The following is a 17245-nucleotide window of genomic DNA, read 5'->3' as shown; positions in this document are numbered from 1 at the left end:
CAAATGATCGTTGCCCAGCTCGAAATCGCCCGGCTCGGCCATCGTGGCGACGCCATTGCCGACACACCCGAAGGGCCGGTCTATGTGCCGCTCGCCTTGCCCGGCGAGCGGGTCGAGGTGGAGCGCGAGGGCGATCGCGGCCGGCTGCTCGCGGTGCTGGAGCCGAGCGCGGAGCGGGTGGAGCCGGTCTGCCGCCATGTCGGCCTGTGCGGAGGCTGCAGCTTTCAGCACTGGCAGTCCGAGCCCTATCGGCAGTGGAAGCGCGCGCTGGTGGTCGAGGCGCTCGCCCGCGAGGGGCTGGAGCCGCCGGTCGCCGCGCTGGTCGCCGCCCATGGCGAGGGCCGCCGCCGCGCCACCTTCCATGCGCGCGGCACCGGCGGTTCCGCGCCGAAGGGGCAGGATGTACTGGCGGTCGGCTTCGCCGGCCGGCGCAGCCATGCCGTGGTCGCCATCGATGCCTGCCCGATCCTCGCCCCGTCGCTGGCGGGAGCGCTGCCGGCCGCCTGGGCGGTGGCGCAAGCGCTGGCCCCGGTGGCGAAGCCGCTCGACATCCAGGTCACCGCCACCGAGACCGGGCTCGACATGGATGTACGCGGCTCCGGCCCGCTGAAGCCCGCGCGCGTCGCCATGCTGGCGCGGCTCGCCGGCGAGCATCGGCTGGCGCGGCTCACCCGCCATGGCGAACTTGTGCTGCAGCGCGAGCCGCCGGTGCTGACCATGGGCCGCGCCCGTGTCGCGCTGCCGCCCGGCTCGTTCCTCCAGGCCACGGCCGAGGGCGAGGCGGTGCTGGCGCAGGCGGTGCTTTCGGCGGTGACGGTGGCGAAGGCGAAGCATGTCGCGGATCTGTTCTGCGGCGTCGGCACTTTTGCCTTGCGGCTCGCCGAGATCGCCCGCGTCGGCGCGTTCGAATCCCATGCCGGCGCGGTCGAGGCGCTGGCGAAGGCGGTGCGCGGCACCAGCGGACTCAAGCCGGTCGCGGCGGAGACCCGCGACCTGTTCCGCCGGCCGCTGTTGCCGATGGAGCTGAAGGCCTTTGACGCGGTGGTGTTCGATCCCCCGCGACAGGGCGCGGAAGCGCAGGCCCGCCAGCTGGCAGCCTCGAAGGTGCCGCTGGTGATCGGCGTGTCCTGCGACCCCGCGACCTTCGCCCGCGACGCGCGGCTGCTGGTGGACGGCGGCTACCGGCTGGAGAGCGTGACCCCGGTCGATCAGTTCCTCTACTCGACCCATGTCGAGCTGGTCGGCGTGTTCCGGCGCTGAGCGCGAATCCGCTGGCGCGTTTGCCCAAGACGGGCAAGGATACGCCTCGCCTTATAAAATCGGGAGGAACCCATGAAGGTTCTGCTGTATGCCTCGGCCATCGCTCTGGTCGTGGGGACGACCTGCGTGCGCGCTGAAACCATGACCATGTCGTCCACGGCCGGGCCGACCCCGCAGGCGCTGGCGGCCGCCGCCAAGGTGCCCTCGACCGCCGCCTTCGTCGACACCGCTGCGGCCGCCAACCAGTTCGAGATCAATTCGAGCCGGCTCGCGCTGCTGAAGAGTTTCAATCCGAAGATCCGCGCCTTCGCCTCCAAGATGGTCGAGGACCACACGCAGATCGGCAAGAATTTCGTCGCCGCGCTGGCCAAGGCCGATACCGGCATCACGCCGCCCTCCGGCCTCGGCGCCGATCTCGACGCGATCATGGTGAAGCTGCGCGGCACCTATGGGCCGGCCTTCGAGGCCGAATATGTCGCCGCCCAGACCAAGGGACACCAGGCCGCGGTCGGGCTGTTCGCCGGCTACGCCAAGGGCGGCGCCAATCCGGTGATGAAGTCCTTCGCAAAGGCGACCCTCCCCACCATCCAGATGCATCTGGCCATGTGCTACGAGCTGGCGGCTGCGCTCAAGAAATAGCCGCGTGCCGCGACGGGAGAGGGGGCGCCCGCCGTCCCCTCAATTCCCCCAGCGTTCCATCCACATGCGCTCGCCGATGGTGCAGGAGACGCGCTTCTCGTCGCTGGCATAGTGGACGATCTGCTCGGGCGGCGGTTTCACCCCGGCGATTTCCAGCACCAGCTTGGTCTTGATCGCGGTGGCGAATTCGTGCGTGCCGCGCACCGGGATGACGAAGGCGCCCGGCCCGCCGATCACGCAGTCCTCGTAATAGATGTCGAGCTGCGGGATATCGAGCATCGAGCCCGCCGGCTCCTTCAGGATCAGCGGCAGCCCGTTGATGGTGATGCCGCGCTTCACCGCCTCGTCGCGGGCGAGGTCGACCATCGGGCCCTGATTGTTGGTGCCGTCGCCGGAAATGTCGATGACGCGCCTCAGCCCCTTGAAGGCATTCGCCTCGATCAGCGTCGCGCTGAACTCGATCGCGCCGGAGATCGAGGTGCGGTAGACCCGGCGCAGCGGCGCCTGCCGGATGGCGTCGGCGAAGCGCGCGGCCTCGTCGGCATTGCCGACCACGGTCCAGTCCACCACCAGCTTCTGCTCGTCCGAGCCCGCCCATTCCACATAGGCCATGGCGACGCGCCCGTTCGGGCCGAGCTTGAGCGCGTTGAGGAATTCCTCGGAGGTGACGGCGGCGATATAGCCGTCGCGCTGCAGCGCCAGCTCGTCGAGGTCCATGGAGTAGGAAACGTCGACCGCGAGCACCAGCTCGACATCGACCTGCGCCGTCTTTTGCCCGGCGTCCTTGGGCCCGGCCGCCTGCGCGCGGCTCGACCACGCGCCGGAAGCCGTCCACGCGGTGGACAGCATCGCCAACAGGAGCAGCCACGAACGCACATACGGCATCGCCACCTCCATCGGTGACGGGTCCCCGACATGTCAGGAAACCGTCACGAAGGATGGTGACACGGCGGGCAGGTCGCCAGAAGCCGAAATTGCGGGCAGGGCGGCGCGGCTTATGCCATTCGCGTGAGCGCCGGTGCCGGGGTGCGGGCTCAGCCGTCCAGTGTCTCGGTGCCGGTGATCTCGATGCCGAAGCCGGCGACGCCGACATAGGTGCGATGGCGCGAGGCCAGCAGGCGAATCGACGAGATGCCGAGGTCCCTGAGGATCTGCGCGCCGAGCCCGACCTCGCGCCACTGCTCGTCGCGCAGCCGCGAGGAATCCATCTTGTCGGTCTCGCCGACGCTGGTGACCGGCACGCCGGCGGTGCCATCGCGCAGATAGACCAGCACGCCGCGCCCTTCGGCCTTGATGCGCTCCAGCGAGGCGCGGATCGCCCTGCCGCCGGTGAACACGTCGCCGATCGGGTCGGCGCGGTGCAGGCGCACCAGCACATCGCGCCCGTCGCCGATCCGGCCATGCACCAGCGCGAGGTGGTTCACCGGCTCGAACGGGGTGACATAGGAAATGCCGTGCATCTCGCCCACCACGGTGGGCGCGGAGAACTCGGCGGCGCGCGTCACCAGCTTCTCACGCACCTGGCGATAGGCGATCAGGTCGGCCACCGAGATGCGGGTGAGGTTGTGGGTGCTCGCGAAGTCGGTGACCTTCGGCCCGCGCATCACCGTGCCGTCGTCGTTCACCAGCTCGCAGATCACGCCGACCGGCTCCAGCCCGGCGAGCTTGCACAGGTCGACCGCCGCTTCGGTATGGCCCGAGCGCATCAGCACGCCGCCCTCGCGGGCGATCAGAGGGAAGATGTGGCCGGGGCGCACGAAATCGGCGGCGCCGGCATTGGAATTGGCGAGGCCGCGCACGGTGGCGGTGCGGTCCTCGGCGGAAATGCCGGTGGTGGTGCCGTGCTTGTAGTCGACGGAAATGGTGAAGGCGGTGGAGTGGGGGGCGTCGTTGTCGTTCACCATCGGCGACAGGCGCAGTCGCTTGGCGTGCTCGGCGGTGAGAGGGGTGCACACGATGCCGGAGGTGTGGCGCACGATAAAAGCCATCTTCTCCGGGGTGGCGAACTGCGCGGCGACGATCAGGTCGCCCTCGTTCTCGCGGTCGTCATCGTCGGTGACCACCAGCATCTCGCCGCGCTTGAAGGCTTCGATCGCGGCCTCGACACGGCTCGCCAGATTATCGCTCATGTTCGTCACCTCACCGATATCGAGCCCGAGGAAGTCGTTTGGCGTCACCGCGCCGCCCGTGGCGGCGGCGATGCGCGCGCCGGCTTCCCGCGAGATCCAGGCCTGCTGGTCCTTGCACAGCGCGGTGATGCTGGCGGGCGACAGGCCGACCGCGCGCGCAAAGGCGCTGCGGGTCGTGCCGGTGGTCTGAAGCCAGTCCGCGAGTTTCATGCCCCGGACCATAGGACGACGCCGCTTCAGTGGCAATGAAGGGCAGGGACAATTTCAGCAATACTGAAATTGCAGCGGGGCACAGTCGCCGCTTCAGGCCGTTCCCGGGAGCGCGTCGATCACCCGCGCCACCAGATCGTCGAGGGGATCGGCGCCGTTCACGCGCAGCACGGGCGCTCGTTGCCGCGCCAGCCACGCCTCGTGGCGCGCGCGGTTGCGGCCGTTGAAGCCGGGCGTGTCGTAGCCCTCCGCCCAGCGCCGGAACGCGAGGTGCGCCGCGTGCATGTCGCCGCCGGGCTCGATCCGCGCGCCGTGGCGCTGGCGCTCGCGCGCCGCCAGCCGCTCCATGCGCAGGGCGGTATCGGCGGCGACGAAGACGGTCAGATCGACGTCGGCGATCAGCGCGTCGCCCCAGCCGTCGAACGCGCCGGTCAGCACCCAGCCGCCGCTGCCCAGCGCGTCGGCGATCCCCGCCACGCGCCGTTCCGGCGGATTCTTCACCGTGTAGGGTGGGTCGGTCGGCGCCCAGTAGAACGCGTCGACATCGACATGGCGCAGGCCGAGCCGCGCGGCGACGGCGCGCCCGAGCGTGGTCACGCCGGCGCAGGAGGCGCCTGTGAAATAGAGCCGCGGCGCCGGCACGCCCGTCCCCGTAGACGTCAGCGCGGGAAGGGCCATTGCGGCGGGGTGCCGACCTGGCCACGGTTGCGCAGGAAATGATCGGCCAGCACGCAGGCGACCATCGCCTCGCCCACCGGCACCGCGCGGATGCCGACGCACGGGTCGTGGCGGCCCTTGGTCACGATGTCGGCGTTCTCGCCGTGGCGGGTCACGGTCTGGCGCGGGGTGAGGATCGAGGAGGTCGGCTTCACCGCGAAGCGCGCCACCACCGGCTGCCCGGTGGAGATGCCGCCGAGAATGCCGCCGGCATGGTTGGCGAGGAACACCGGGCGCCCGTCATTGCCCATCCGCATCTCGTCGGCATTGTTCTCGCCGGTCAGGGCGGCGGAGGCGAAGCCCTCGCCGATCTCCACGCCCTTCACCGCGTTGATGCTCATCAGCGCGGCTGCAAGGTCGGCATCGAGCTTGCCGTAGATCGGGGCGCCAAGGCCCGGCGGCACGCCCTCGGCGACGATCTCGATCACCGCGCCGACCGAGGAGCCGGATTTGCGGATGCCGTCGAGATAGCTCTCCATCCGCGCCGCCGCCTCGGCATCCGGGCAGAAGAACGGGTTGCGGCCGATCTCCTCGTCGTCCCAATTGGCGCGGTCGATGGTGATCTCGCCCATCTGCACCAGCGCGCCGCGCACGGTGACGCCGGGCAGCACGAGGCGGGCGATCGCCCCGGCCGCGACGCGCACCGCGGTCTCGCGCGCCGAGGAGCGCCCGCCGCCGCGATGGTCGCGCAGGCCGTATTTCACGTCATAGGCGTAATCGGCGTGGCCGGGGCGGTAGCTCTCGGAAATCGCCGAATAGTCCTTGGAGCGCTGGTCGACATTCTCGATCAGGAAACCGATCGGCGTGCCGGTGGAGGTCAGCGTGCCGTCCTCGCTCGTGAGCACGCCGGAGAGGATTTTCACCTCGTCCGGCTCGCGGCGCTGGGTGGTGAAGCGCGAGGTGCCCGGCCGGCGCCGGTCGAGCGCGGCCTGCACGTCCTCCACCCGGAAGGTAAGGCCGGGCGGGCAGCCGTCGATCACGCCGCCGATCGCCACGCCATGGCTCTCGCCGAAGGTGGTGACGCGGAACATCTGGCCGAAGGTGTTGAAGGACATGGTGACCGCCGCCCGAGACAGAAGGATCGGGGCGCTTCTAGGCGGCTTGGGCACGGGCGTCAAACCCGCCCCGCCGCCGCCCGCGACAGCCAATTGTGGCGAAACCGCTCATCCGTGCTACATAGTGCCGACACAAGGTTGTCCTCCTCAGGCCCAATGCCCTTATTTGAAATCGCTGTCGTCCTCCTGCTCGTGCTGATCAACGGCGTTCTCGCCATGGCCGAGCTCTCCGTCGTGTCATCGCGCCCGGCGCGTCTGCGCTCCATGGCGGACAATGGATCGGCGGGCGCGCGTATCGCGCTCCAGCTCGCCGCCGACCCCGGCCGCTTCCTCTCCACCGTGCAGATCGGCATCACGCTGATCGGCATCCTGGCCGGCGCCTTCTCCGGCGCCACCCTGGGCGACATGCTCAGCGCCTGGCTGAAGGAGCAGGGCATGGCCCCGCGCCTCGCCGACGGCCTGGGCTATACGCTGGTGGTGGCGGCCATCACCTATGTGTCGCTGATCATCGGCGAACTGATCCCCAAGCGGCTGGCGCTGCAGAGCCCGGAAAAGCTCGCCAGCCTGGTGGCGCCGCTGATGCTGCTGCTGTCGCGGGTCTCCGCCCCGGCGGTGTGGGCGCTCGACATGTCGTCGCGCCTGGTGCTGCGCCTGCTCGGCGAGCATGGCAAGGCCGGCGAGAACAACGTCACGGACGAGGAAATCCGCGCCATCGTCGCGGAGGCCGAGACCGCCGGCATCATCGACCCCGAGGAGCGCCGCATGATCGCGGGCGTGATGCGCCTCGCCGATCGTCCGGTGCGTGCAGTGATGACGCCGCGTACCGATGTCGAGTGGATCGACCTCACCGACGATCCCGACACCGTGCGCAAGACCATCCGCGAGACGCGTTACACCCGCATGCCGGCCTGCGAGGGCACGCCGGAGGAGAGCGTCGGCGTCATCGACAGCCGCGACCTCTTGGAAGCCTATCTCGACGGGCGCACGCCGGACCCGCGCGAATTCGTGAAGCCGGCGGCGGTGCTGGTGGAGACCGCCGGCGCGCTCGACGCGATGAAGCTCCTGCGCCACGCCCAGACGCCGCTGGCGCTGGTGGTGGACGAATACGGCTCCATGGTGGGCGTGCTGACCCCGGCCGACCTGCTCGACGCGATTGCCGGAACCGTGGTGACCGATGATGCCGGCCATTCCAGCCCGCATGTGGTGGAGCGCGCCGATGGCAGCTTCCTGATCGCTGGCGCGACGCCGATCGACGAGCTGGCCGACCAGCTCGGCATCGCCGTTCCCCACGACGCCGGCTTCCACACCGCGGCGGGCTATGCGCTCTATGAACTCAAGGCGCTGCCGCACGAGGGCATGAGCTTCGAGGCCAAGGGCTGGCGTTTCGAGGTGGTGGACATGGACGGGCGGCGCATCGACAAGCTGCTGGTTTCGCGCGCCGTCTCCCCGCGCCGTCGAGCGCCGCTCTAGAGCAGCTCCCGCAAAAGCGTATCCCGATTTTGTGAAAATAATTACGTAAAATCAGATTCTTAAAGCATTTCCGGTGACCCGGAGTGTGCCGACAATGCTCTCAGGTGTCGGGGATCGCTCTGCGGGCCTGAACCCCGGGGCGCACCATTAGCGCAGGACGCGCTGCACGGTTTCGCCGGCGCGGGTGTCGGTGACGCCATAGCGGGCGCTCAGCCCGGCGACCACGGTGACGATGGCCACGGCGAGCGCGGCGGCGATCAGGCCGTATTCCAGCCCGGTGCCGTGGGGACGGCGGACGGCGGCGCTGCGCCGACGCTGAGACAGGTCCCTGTCCACCCAGTTGCTCATCGCGATACTCTGCTTGCGCTCGACTACTGAAACATCTGCCCGAGGACAGGTTTTATTGCCGAGCACCCTGAGCCCGAGACGTTGACCGGGCGTTAAAACGCTGCCGGAGGCGACGGCGTCTTTGTCCGTGGTTAATGTTTTGCCGTCGCGCCGGGCGGAATGCTTCGGCTCTGTTTGCGCGGTGTTAACCATGCCGGCGCCGGGCCGCTTTACGCTTGCTCGCCCTCTCCCCGCCTGAACGCGGCTGTTGCCGGAGTCGGTTCTGGCAAGACATCGGCCGGCAGCACATGGCTCACTGGAAAGGTGGCCCGCGCAGGGTCACCCCACCGCTCACGTCCGACCCCGCTCACGTCCCGCGCGGCTTGGCCCGGCGGGTGGGTTCGGCGTTTGCCGGGTCTTCCGGCCAGGGATGGCGCGGGTAGCGCCCGCGCATCTCGGCGCGTACGTCGCGCCAGGAGCCGGCCCAGAATGCGGGAAGGTCGCGCGTCATCTGGATCGGCCGGTGCGCGGGGGAGAGCAGCGCCAGCGTCAGCGGCACCCGGCCCTGCGCGATGGCCGGGTGCGTGCCGAGCCCGAACAGTTCCTGCACCCGCACGGCGAGCAGCGGCCCGCCCTCGGCGGCATAGTCGATCGGCAGGCGCGAGCCGGTCGGCACCTCGACATGGGTCGGCGCCTCCTCCTCAAGCCGGCGCGACAGCTCCCACGGCAGCAGGCCGCCGAGCGCCCGGCCCAGCACCTGCGCGTCGATCTGGCCGAGCGCGGTCAGCCCCATTAGCTCCAGCGCCAGCCAGTCTTCGGCGTTCTCGGCCAGCCGCTCGTCGGAGAGGTCCGGCCACACGGCCGGATCGCGCGCGTGCAGGAAGCGCACCCGGTCCAGCCATTGCCGCTGCGCGTCGGAAAAGCCGAGCCGAGCGATGCCGTGGCCCGCCGCCGCGCGGGCCAGCGCCGCCGCCGCCTGCGGCCCGGCCTCGACGCGCGCGGTGCGCTCGGCCAGCACCAGCGCGCCGAGCCGGCGGACATGCCGGGCGCGCAGGGCGCCGGCGGCGGCGTCGAAGCTCGTCTCCGTGCCCTCGGTGATCCGATCGCCGAATTCGGCCTCGATATCGGCCTCGCTCAGCTCGCTCGCCAGCACGATGCGGGCCTCCTCGGCCGTGCCGGTGAGTTCGGCGATGGCGAGAAAGCGCGCGCGGGCGAGCGGCGAGGCGGGGTCGATCGCCGCGCCGCGCCCGTTGGCCAGCACGAAGCGCCGCCCGTCGCCGCGCCCGCGCGCCAGCCGGTCCGGGAAGGCGAGCGCCAGCAGCGCGGCGGGCGCGCCGGAAATGGAAGGCGCCGGCCCGGTCTCCCGCTCCACCACCCGCGCCGCCTCTTGTGCCCACCGCCCCGCCAGCCGGCGCGCCTCGTCCGCCCGGCGCGAGCGGTCGCGCGCCAGCCCGTCGAGCCGGTGCGCGAGGTCGAGCCCGTCGCCGCCCAGCCCGCGCTCGGAGACGATGGCGGCGATCAGCGCGGCGTCATCGGCCGCTCCGCGTCGCGCGCCCTCGATCACCATGCGGGCGAGGCGCGGCTCCAGCGGCAGCCGGGCCATGGCGCGGCCGAGCGGGGTGACCCGGCCCTCGCCATCGAAGGCGCCGAGCAGGCGCAGCAGCGCCCGCGCCTCCTTCACCGCCGCCTCGGGCGGGGGATCGAGAAAGGCGAGGGCCGCGGGGTCGCTCACGCCCCAGATCGCGAGGTCGAGCACGAGGCGGGACAGGTCGGCGGAAAGGATTTCCGGCGTGGCATAGGCCGGCAGGCTCATCGTCTCCGCCTCGTTCCACAGCCGCCAGCAAATGCCCGGCGCGGTACGGCCGGCGCGCCCGCGCCGCTGGTCGGCCGCCGCCCGCGAGACGCGCACCGTCTCCAGCCGGGTGAGCCCGACGCCGGGCTCGAAGCGCGGCACCCGCGCCAGCCCGCTGTCGACCACGATCCGCACATCCTCGATGGTGAGGCTGGTCTCGGCGATCGAGGTGGCGAGCACCACCTTGCGCCGGCCTTTGGGCGAGGGCGCGATCGCCCGGTCCTGCTCGGCCGGCGAGAGCGCGCCATAGAGCGGAGCGATGTCGACGGAGGGGTCGGCCAATGCTTCGCGCAAGGCCCGCTCGGTGCGGCGGATTTCCGAAGTGCCGGGAAGGAATGCCAGCACCGAGCCGGCATCCGCGCGTAGCGCGCGGGCAATCGTGTCCGCCATCTGCCGGTCGATGGGGCTGCGGGGATCGCGGCCGGCATAACGGGTCTCGACCGGAAAGGCCCGGCCCTCGCTCTCGATCACCGGCGCCTCACCGAGAAGCCGCGCCACCCGCGCGCCGTCGAGCGTCGCCGACATCACCAGCAGGCGCAGATCCTCGCGCAGCGCCGATTGCGCCTCAAGGGCGAGGGCGAGGCCGAGATCGGCGTCGAGGCTGCGCTCGTGAAACTCGTCGAACAGCACGGCGGCGATGCCGGTGAGCTCCGGGTCGTCGACGATCATGCGGGTAAAGATGCCCTCGGTGATCACCTCGATCCGCGTGGCGCGGCTGACCCTGGTGCCGAAGCGGGCGCGGTAGCCGACCGTCTCCCCGGCGGTCTCACCGAGCGTAGCCGCCATGCGCTCGGCGGCGGCGCGCGCGGCGATGCGGCGCGGCTCCAGCACAAGGATCTTGCCCCCCTTCACCCAGGGCTCGCCCAGCAGCGCGAGCGGCACCCGCGTGGTCTTCCCCGCCCCCGGCGGCGCCACCAGCACCGCGCGGCTGCGTGCCCGCAGCGCGTGGGTGAGCGCGGGCAGGGCGTCGTCGATGGGGAGGGGGGAGAGAGGGACGGGGGGCATGGTGAGGCCATACAATGGCGTCGGCGCTCGGGATAGCCGGCGCATGCGGGCAGGTCGCCGGAGAGGTTGTCTGCCCGTTCAGAGTATCACCAAGGCAGAGATCTGTTGTTCTGCTGCAGCCTGTCCGCGTTTGGGCTCTGGATTCCGTTGAAAAAACCGGAGCCACCTCCGCCTCCGCTGCTGCGGTTGAGTTCGCGGATCACGCATTCCATCGTAGGCGGCTCCTGACATACCGGGATGTTCGGTTGCTGCGGCGGCGCCGCGGCGGGCGACGAGGTGGACGCCCGCGGCGAGGCTTCCGATTCCGCCTGGGGCGGTGCCTGGGCCGCAGCAGGTAGTGAGGTAAGCGCGATCAACGTAAGAATGGCACTACGCATCGGAACCATGGCGGAGGCACCTTGAGTTTGGCGTTGGTGGAGTGATTGGCATCGATGGCAAATGAGACGCCGCGATAGCCGAACACCAGCGGGCGAGCGAAGACCTGCTTTTCCAGGATCATGCCATTGCCGGTGTGGCGCACCCATGCGGCGCCCTCGCGAGAGCGCTTGGATGGAGCAGGTATCACGCCTGCCGCTCCATTTCCGGCTTCCGGAGCTGGGATGTTGGGCGTCAATTCGTCTGTATCCTCATTCCCGGAGAGCGCGCCCTCGATGGCGCCATCGGCGCGCTGGCCGTACTTGCGGTCTATCTCGCGGGCGGTGAACACGCGATTCACCAGCATGACCTGTAGAGGATAGATGAACTTCCCGTCGCAATCGGTCTGCGTGAAGCGCTTATCGACGAAGTGCAGAACTTTTCGGGCGAATTCGTCTTTGCAGAGCCAGCCGTCCTTGCCCCGGCAGAACAGTTCGAGCGCGACCATGGCCTCGGGATAGGATGCACCGTAGGTTTCGACCGAAGAGATGCGGATGTCGTCGGTCTCAGTGGAACGAAACCATGAGGAAATGAAAATGGGCAAAAGGTTGAGCAGCGAGTCGGTCTGCGAGGTGTTGTCCAGCGTGATACCCGGAAAGGCGGCTAGATAGAGGGGCAGTCCCATATTGTCCGTGGATTCCACGACCGTGCTGGCCTTCTGGTCGCGAAAGCTATTCTCAATGGGCTTTGTAACCTCGAAGCGCGGCTTTTTAGTAGCCTCTTGCTGAATTATTGTCGCCAAGCCGCTGAAGCCGACCCGCGCAGCCTTACCGATCAGCGTAACGTCGCCGGCACTCGCTGCTACCGGCATCACCCAGATGTCGCCGACGTGGAAATCTTCCTGAGGGGGATAGAGCGGGCTGATGCCCAGCCGGGCGACGCCCTTGTTCCATGCGGTGGGTACATCGCTCGGGGCCGATGTGGTGAGGGTCCAGGCGGTATGGCCGGTGATCGCCAGCAGCGCGGCGATCCCAAGCGTCCTGGCGGGTGACCGGCGTGCCAGCTCCAGAAGTCCGTGGACAGACCAAGCAGAAGGGAGAGGCGACACGAGTTGAGCCGGCGGCAGGGAGCCGGTATTGCCGTCCGCCTGTTGTTCTATCGCCTCTGGGCCGGTCGGAATGCCGTATTGCACGGCGTCGCATTGTTGCCCCGCGGCTGCCGCAGGTTGAGCCGCTTCGCCGGGACGCGTGGCGTTCTGATCAAGTGGTTGGCCGGCGCGTGCCATGGACGACCTTCCTATGACAGCCGGATTGTGCCGGTGTCATAGGAAGGATAGTGGTAGGTCATTCAACTAGTAAAGAGCCTTTTCGAGCAACGCTCTCACTGGTTGCAAAGTGCGGGCCCGCGTCTCACATCACCGAATCGATCGTCTTGCCGATCTTCTCGACCAGCTCGCCGATCTGGGCCTCGTTGATGATCAGCGGCGGGCTCACCGCCAGCGTGTCGCCGGTGCCGCGCAGCATCAGGTCGTGGTCGTGGAAGGCGTTCACCATCGCGGTGTAGCCGCGCTTGCCGGGGGTGTCGGGCAGCGGGGCGAGGTCGAAGGCGCCGACCAGGCCGACCTGCCGGATGTCCAGCACGCCCGGCTTGCCCTTCAGGCTCATCACCGCGTCGGCCCAGATCGGCTCGATGGCGCGGGCGCGCTCGAACAGCGCCTCGTCGCGATAGAGGTCGAGCGTTGCCAGCGAGGCGGCGCAGGCGAGCGGATGGCCGGAATAGGTGTAGCCGTGGAACAGCTCGATCATGTGTTCCGGGCCGTTCATGAAGGCGTCGTAGATGCCCTTGCGCACGATCACGCCGCCCATCGGCACCGAGCCGGAGGTCACGCCCTTGGCGAAGGTGATCATGTCCGGCACCACGCCGTAGCGCTCGGCGGCGAAGGGGAAGCCGAGGCGGCCGAAGCCGGTGATGACCTCGTCGAAGATCAGCAGGATGCCGTATTTGTCGCAGATCTCGCGCAGGCGCTTGAGATAGCCCTTGGGCGCGGGCAGGCCGCCGGTGGAGCCGGCCATCGGCTCGACGATGACGGCGGCGATGGTCTGGGCGTCGTGCAGCGCGACGATGCCCTCCAGCGCGTCGGCGCGCTCGGCGCCCCATTCCGGCTCGCCCTTGGAGAAGGCCTGCTTCTCGCGGTCATAGGTGTGCGGCAGGTGGTCGACGCCGGTCAGCATGCCGCCGAAGAAGCGGCGGTTCGGCGAGATGCCGCCGACCGAGATGCCGCCGAAGCCGACGCCATGATAGCCGCGCTCGCGGCCGATCAGCCGGGTGCGGGTGCCCTTGCCGGTCACGGCATGGTAGGCGAGCGCGATCTTCAGCGCGGTGTCGCCGGCTTCCGAGCCGGAATTGCAGAAGAACACATGGTCGAGATCGCCCGGCGCCAGCTCGGCGATGCGCGAGGCGACCTTGAACGCCAGCGGATGGCCGAACTGGAAGGTCGGCGCGAAGTCCATCTCCTCCGCCTGCTTCTTGATCGCCTCGACGATCGGCTGGCGGTTATGGCCGGCATTGGCGCACCACAGGCCGGCGGAGCCGTCGAGGATCGCGCGGCCTTCCGGCGTGTAGTAGTGCATGTCCTTGGAGCGCGACACCATGCGCGGGCGCTGCTTGAAGGCGCGGTTGGCGGTGAAGCCCATCCAGAAGGCGTCGAGATCGTTCGGGGTGGCGACGCTCACGGCATCGACATCATAGGCAACAGACATGATACGGGCTCCGATCGTTGTCGGCCGCCGGAAACAGGTCGTGGGGCCGCGCTTTTCATCATGTATAATGCGTGAGCATCGGCGCGCTCACGAGAAATTATGATGATGTGATCACTTTCTTTTCTAAGGCTTCACGCCCGCTTGACCGCGTGCCACCGACGCGGCCATGAACTCGCCCAAAGCCGTGCTACAGTCACGTAACGTCATGTTTTGCCCGGCCGCCGCGCCCTGTGCGCCCCTGCCGGCCCCCTGGGACCGTCCAAGTGCCTGAAAGCACGATCATCGATGCCGCGGAGCCTGAGCTGCCGCCGGCGGATGCAGGGATCGCCGCCCCGCCCCCCGAGGCGGCGCGTGCGGCGCTGGCCCGCGTGCTGATGTCCGAGGAACTGAGCTCCTCGCCGCAATTGTCGAATATTCTGCGCTTCGTGGTCGAGGCGACGTTGGAAGGCCGCCGCGAGGCGATCAAGGGCTACACCATCGCGGTCGAGGCGCTCGGGCGTGATGCCTCGTTCGATCCGCAGGCCGATCCCATCGTCCGGGTCGAGGCCACGCGGCTGCGCCGGGCGCTGGAGCGCTATTATGCCGGGGCCGGCGCGCAGGACGAGATCGAGATCGTGGTGCCGCGCGGCAGCTATGTGCCGCAATTCGTCCCGCGCCGCGCCGGGTCACGGGAAGGTGGCGCCAGGGACGGCGCGGAGGCCGGCGAGCGGCCCGCCGCGCTGCCGGCTACCGAGCCGGCCGAACTTTCCGAGCCCGGGGAGGCCGGCCCGTCTCCCGCCGCCGCCCCGCTTCCCGCTGCCGCGACGATGCCGCCGCCTCGCGGCGTCGCGCGCCGTTGGGCGGGGCTGACGCTGGCCGTGCTGGTGGTGGCGTCGGCGGTGGCGCTGTTCGGCTATGTCTATCCCGGCGGCCTGCGCTCGGCGGTGTCGGACGTGGCGTTCCAGCCGATCGAGCGCTTCAACCGGCTCGGCATTCCGATGATCGAGGTGCGCGCCTTCGACGAGACCGGCGCCGTGCCCACCAGCCTGGCGCTGGCGGATGCGGGCACGGTGGCGCCGTCGCCGGCCGATTTTCCCGCCCGCGCCATCGAGGTGCGGGTGCGCGACGCGCTGGCGCGTTTCGATCTGCTGGACGTGCTGTCGAGCCCGGATGCCCGCCCCTCGCTGGGCTGCGCCTCTACCGCCAACGCGCCGCATTCCGCCTTCGCGCTGGGCGGGCTGGTCGAGCACCATGAGGACCGCGCGATTTCGGTGCTGCTGCGGCTGACCGATCTGTGCGACGGCACCATCGTCTGGTCGCGCGAGTTCGACGGGCTGCGCCCCGGCACCGATTCCTCCGCCGCCGAGGTCGCGCTGGTGCGCGAGATCATGGCGGCGATCGCCGAGCCCTATGGGGTGATCCAGGCCCGCGCGCGCTCTCGCGTGGTCGCGGCCGGCGGCGCCGCCAATGCCGGGCCCTATGGCTGCGTGCTGGAGGCCTACAGCTATTGGCGCAGCTACGTCCCCGCCGAGCATGAGCGCGCCCGCGCCTGCCTGGAAAAGGCGGTGGAGAGCGACGGTACCTTCGCGCTCGGCTATGCGCTGCTGGCCGAACTCTACCTCGACGAGGTGCGCAACGGCGTCAATCCGCGCCCCGGCCCGCCGGCGCTCAACCGTGCGCTGGCCGCGGCCGAGCAGGCGGTGGAGCTGGCGCCGACCAGCGCCTATGTCCGCCGCGTGCTGATGGACGTGCATTTCTTCCGGGGCGAGCGTGGGCCGGCGCTGGCGGCGGGTGACGCCGCGCTGGCGCTCAATCCTTACGATGTCGACGTGCTGGCCGATGTCGGCGGCCGGCTGGTGGCGCTTGGCCAGCCCGAGCGCGGCGAGGCGCTGCTGGCGAGCGCCACGCTCACCGCTCCCGGCATGCCGCCCTGGGTGGATGTCCACCGCGTCGTCGCCGCCTATGCGCGCGGCGACATTCCCGCCGCCGCGGCCGCCGCCGACCATCTGATGGGCGACGGCTTCGCGCCCGGCCTGCTGGCCCGCGCGCTGGCCAGCGCCAGCGCCGGCGAGAAGGCGGCCGCCCATGCCGATGTCCAGAAGCTGATCGAGATCGCGCCGGAATGGGCGTCCGAGCCCGACGTCATGGTGTCGCGCTTCTTCCCCGATCCGGCGCTGGCCCAGCGGGTGCGGGCGGATCTGGCGGCCGCCGGCCTGCCGGGCCTCAAGGCCACCGCCGCCGCGAACTGAGCCGCCTCCGCGTCGGCGGTGTACCATCCGCCTTTTGTCCGATGGCGCCGCGACGCATGGCGCGGCCGGCGCGAACAGGCTATGAGCGGATTTAATCCCCTGCGGCCAGCCGGAACCTGCCATGTCGGAAACATACGATCTCGCCATTGTCGGTGCCGGCGTCGTCGGGCTGGGCCACGCTATCAGCGCGCTCAAGCGCGGGCTGAAGACCGTGGTGATCGACCGCGACGCGCGGGCCAACGGCGCCTCGGTGCGCAATTTCGGCTTCGTCACCGTCACCGGCCAGCAGCGTGGCGAATGCTGGCGGCGGGCGATGCGCTCGCGCGACATCTGGGCCGAGATCGCCCCGCTCGCCGGCATCGAGGTGGTGCATCGCGGCCTGATGGTCACCGCGCGCCGGCCCGAGGCGATGGCGGTGCTGGAGGCGTTCGAGCGCACCGAGATGGGCGTCGGCTGCAAGCTGTTCGACAAATGGCAGGCCCGCGAGCGCTACCCCGCGCTTCAGGGCGAGCTGGTCGGGGCGCTGTGGAGCCCGCACGACCTGCGCGTCGAATCCCGCGTCGCCATCCCCAAGCTCGCCCATTGGCTCGCCGGCGAGGGCATCGAGTTCCGGCGCGAGCGCGCGGTTGTCGGCGTCGAGCCTGGCCGCGTCTACACCTCCTCGGGCGAGATCGCGGCCGAGCGCATCGTGGTGGCGCCGGGCGACGATTTCCACACGCTGTTCGAGGACCGCTTCAAGGCTTACGGCCTCACGCGCTGCAAGCTGCATATGATGCGCGTCAGCGATCCCGCCATCGGCACGCTGCCCGGCTCGATCATGACCGACCTCTCGCTGGGCCGCTATCTCGGCTATGCCGAATTGCCCGAGGCCGCCCCGCTGATGGCGCGGCTGAAGGAGGAGCAGGCCGAGCACCTCGCCCATGGCGTGCATCTCATCGTCGTGCAGTCGGCCGACGGGTCGCTGGTGGTTGGCGACAGCCATCATTACGATGCGACGCCGGACCCCTTCGCCCCGGACTTCGTCGACGACCTCATCCTCGACGAATATGCGCAGGTGTTCGGCCACGCGCCGGAGCGGGTGCTGGAGCGCTGGATCGGCACCTATGCCTCGGCGCCCGACCGGCTCGCCTTCATCGACGCGCCGGCTGAGGGCGTCCGGCTGGTGGTGGTCACCAGCGGCACCGGCGCCTCCACCGGCTTTGCCATCGCGGAAGAAGCGATGGCGCAGCTTTTCGACTGA

The 17245-nt window shown here is 69.8% G+C and carries 13 protein-coding genes; 5 read left to right on the top strand and 8 right to left on the bottom strand.

The genetic code is table 11. The features are described 5' to 3' along the window. Window positions 1–6 precede the first annotated feature (6 nt). Together VRZ77_RS00255 and VRZ77_RS00250 are read left to right on the top strand one after the other, a co-directional pair. On the top strand, window positions 7–1260 hold the full coding sequence (locus VRZ77_RS00255; RefSeq protein WP_414590880.1) for a class I SAM-dependent RNA methyltransferase: 1254 nt from the start codon (window positions 7–9) through the stop codon (window positions 1258–1260). A gap of 72 nt (window positions 1261–1332) precedes the next feature. Beyond that, on the top strand, window positions 1333–1899 hold the full coding sequence (locus VRZ77_RS00250; RefSeq protein WP_414590706.1) for a DUF4142 domain-containing protein: 567 nt from the start codon (window positions 1333–1335) through the stop codon (window positions 1897–1899). A gap of 39 nt (window positions 1900–1938) precedes the next feature. On the opposite strand, the gene VRZ77_RS00245 is transcribed toward VRZ77_RS00250, so the two are convergent. The 4 genes from VRZ77_RS00245 to aroC form a co-directional block, all read right to left on the bottom strand. After that, a complete protein-coding gene (locus tag VRZ77_RS00245) occupies window positions 1939–2784 on the bottom strand; it encodes a DUF1194 domain-containing protein (RefSeq protein WP_414590705.1) in 846 nt (281 codons plus the stop codon). Window positions 2785–2933: 149 nt separating this feature from the next. Next, on the bottom strand, window positions 2934–4238 hold the full coding sequence (gene ribB / locus VRZ77_RS00240; RefSeq protein WP_414590704.1) for a 3,4-dihydroxy-2-butanone-4-phosphate synthase: 1305 nt from the start codon (window positions 4236–4238) through the stop codon (window positions 2934–2936). Window positions 4239–4331: 93 nt separating this feature from the next. Then, complete coding sequence (locus tag VRZ77_RS00235) at window positions 4332–4880, bottom strand: adenylate kinase (RefSeq protein WP_414590703.1); 549 nt, start codon at window positions 4878–4880, stop codon at window positions 4332–4334. A 17-nt stretch (window positions 4881–4897) separates the two neighbouring features. After that, on the bottom strand, window positions 4898–6010 hold the full coding sequence (gene aroC / locus VRZ77_RS00230) for a chorismate synthase (RefSeq protein WP_414590702.1): 1113 nt from the start codon (window positions 6008–6010) through the stop codon (window positions 4898–4900). A 156-nt stretch (window positions 6011–6166) separates the two neighbouring features. On the opposite strand from aroC, the gene VRZ77_RS00225 reads away from it, so the two are divergent. Next, window positions 6167–7480 (top strand): hemolysin family protein, encoded by a 1314-nt coding sequence (locus VRZ77_RS00225; protein ID WP_414590701.1) that lies wholly within the window; start codon window positions 6167–6169, stop codon window positions 7478–7480. A gap of 147 nt (window positions 7481–7627) precedes the next feature. On the opposite strand, the gene VRZ77_RS00220 is transcribed toward VRZ77_RS00225, so the two are convergent. The 4 genes from VRZ77_RS00220 to VRZ77_RS00205 form a co-directional block, all read right to left on the bottom strand. Continuing rightward, entirely contained in the window at window positions 7628–8020 is a 393-nt protein-coding gene (locus VRZ77_RS00220; protein WP_414590700.1) for a hypothetical protein, read from the bottom strand. Window positions 8021–8174: 154 nt separating this feature from the next. Beyond that, window positions 8175–10664: an ATP-dependent helicase HrpB gene (gene hrpB / locus VRZ77_RS00215; RefSeq protein WP_414590699.1), complete on the bottom strand. Its 2490-nt coding sequence runs from the start codon at window positions 10662–10664 to the stop codon at window positions 8175–8177. A 352-nt stretch (window positions 10665–11016) separates the two neighbouring features. Continuing rightward, complete coding sequence (locus VRZ77_RS00210) at window positions 11017–12303, bottom strand: hypothetical protein (protein ID WP_414590698.1); 1287 nt, start codon at window positions 12301–12303, stop codon at window positions 11017–11019. A gap of 124 nt (window positions 12304–12427) precedes the next feature. Then, a complete protein-coding gene (locus VRZ77_RS00205) occupies window positions 12428–13777 on the bottom strand; it encodes an aspartate aminotransferase family protein (RefSeq protein ID WP_414590697.1) in 1350 nt (449 codons plus the stop codon). 263 nt (window positions 13778–14040) lie between these two features. On the opposite strand from VRZ77_RS00205, the gene VRZ77_RS00200 reads away from it, so the two are divergent. Both VRZ77_RS00200 and VRZ77_RS00195 read left to right on the top strand, forming a co-directional pair. Continuing rightward, entirely contained in the window at window positions 14041–16005 is a 1965-nt protein-coding gene (locus tag VRZ77_RS00200) for a tetratricopeptide repeat protein (RefSeq protein WP_414590696.1), read from the top strand. 121 nt (window positions 16006–16126) lie between these two features. After that, window positions 16127–17245: a TIGR03364 family FAD-dependent oxidoreductase gene (locus VRZ77_RS00195; protein ID WP_414590695.1), complete on the top strand. Its 1119-nt coding sequence runs from the start codon at window positions 16127–16129 to the stop codon at window positions 17243–17245.

The organism is Ancylobacter sp. G4_0304, assembly GCF_047501495.1.
Classification (GTDB): domain Bacteria; phylum Pseudomonadota; class Alphaproteobacteria; order Rhizobiales; family Xanthobacteraceae; genus Ancylobacter.
This window is presented reverse-complemented; position numbering and strand designations above follow the sequence as displayed.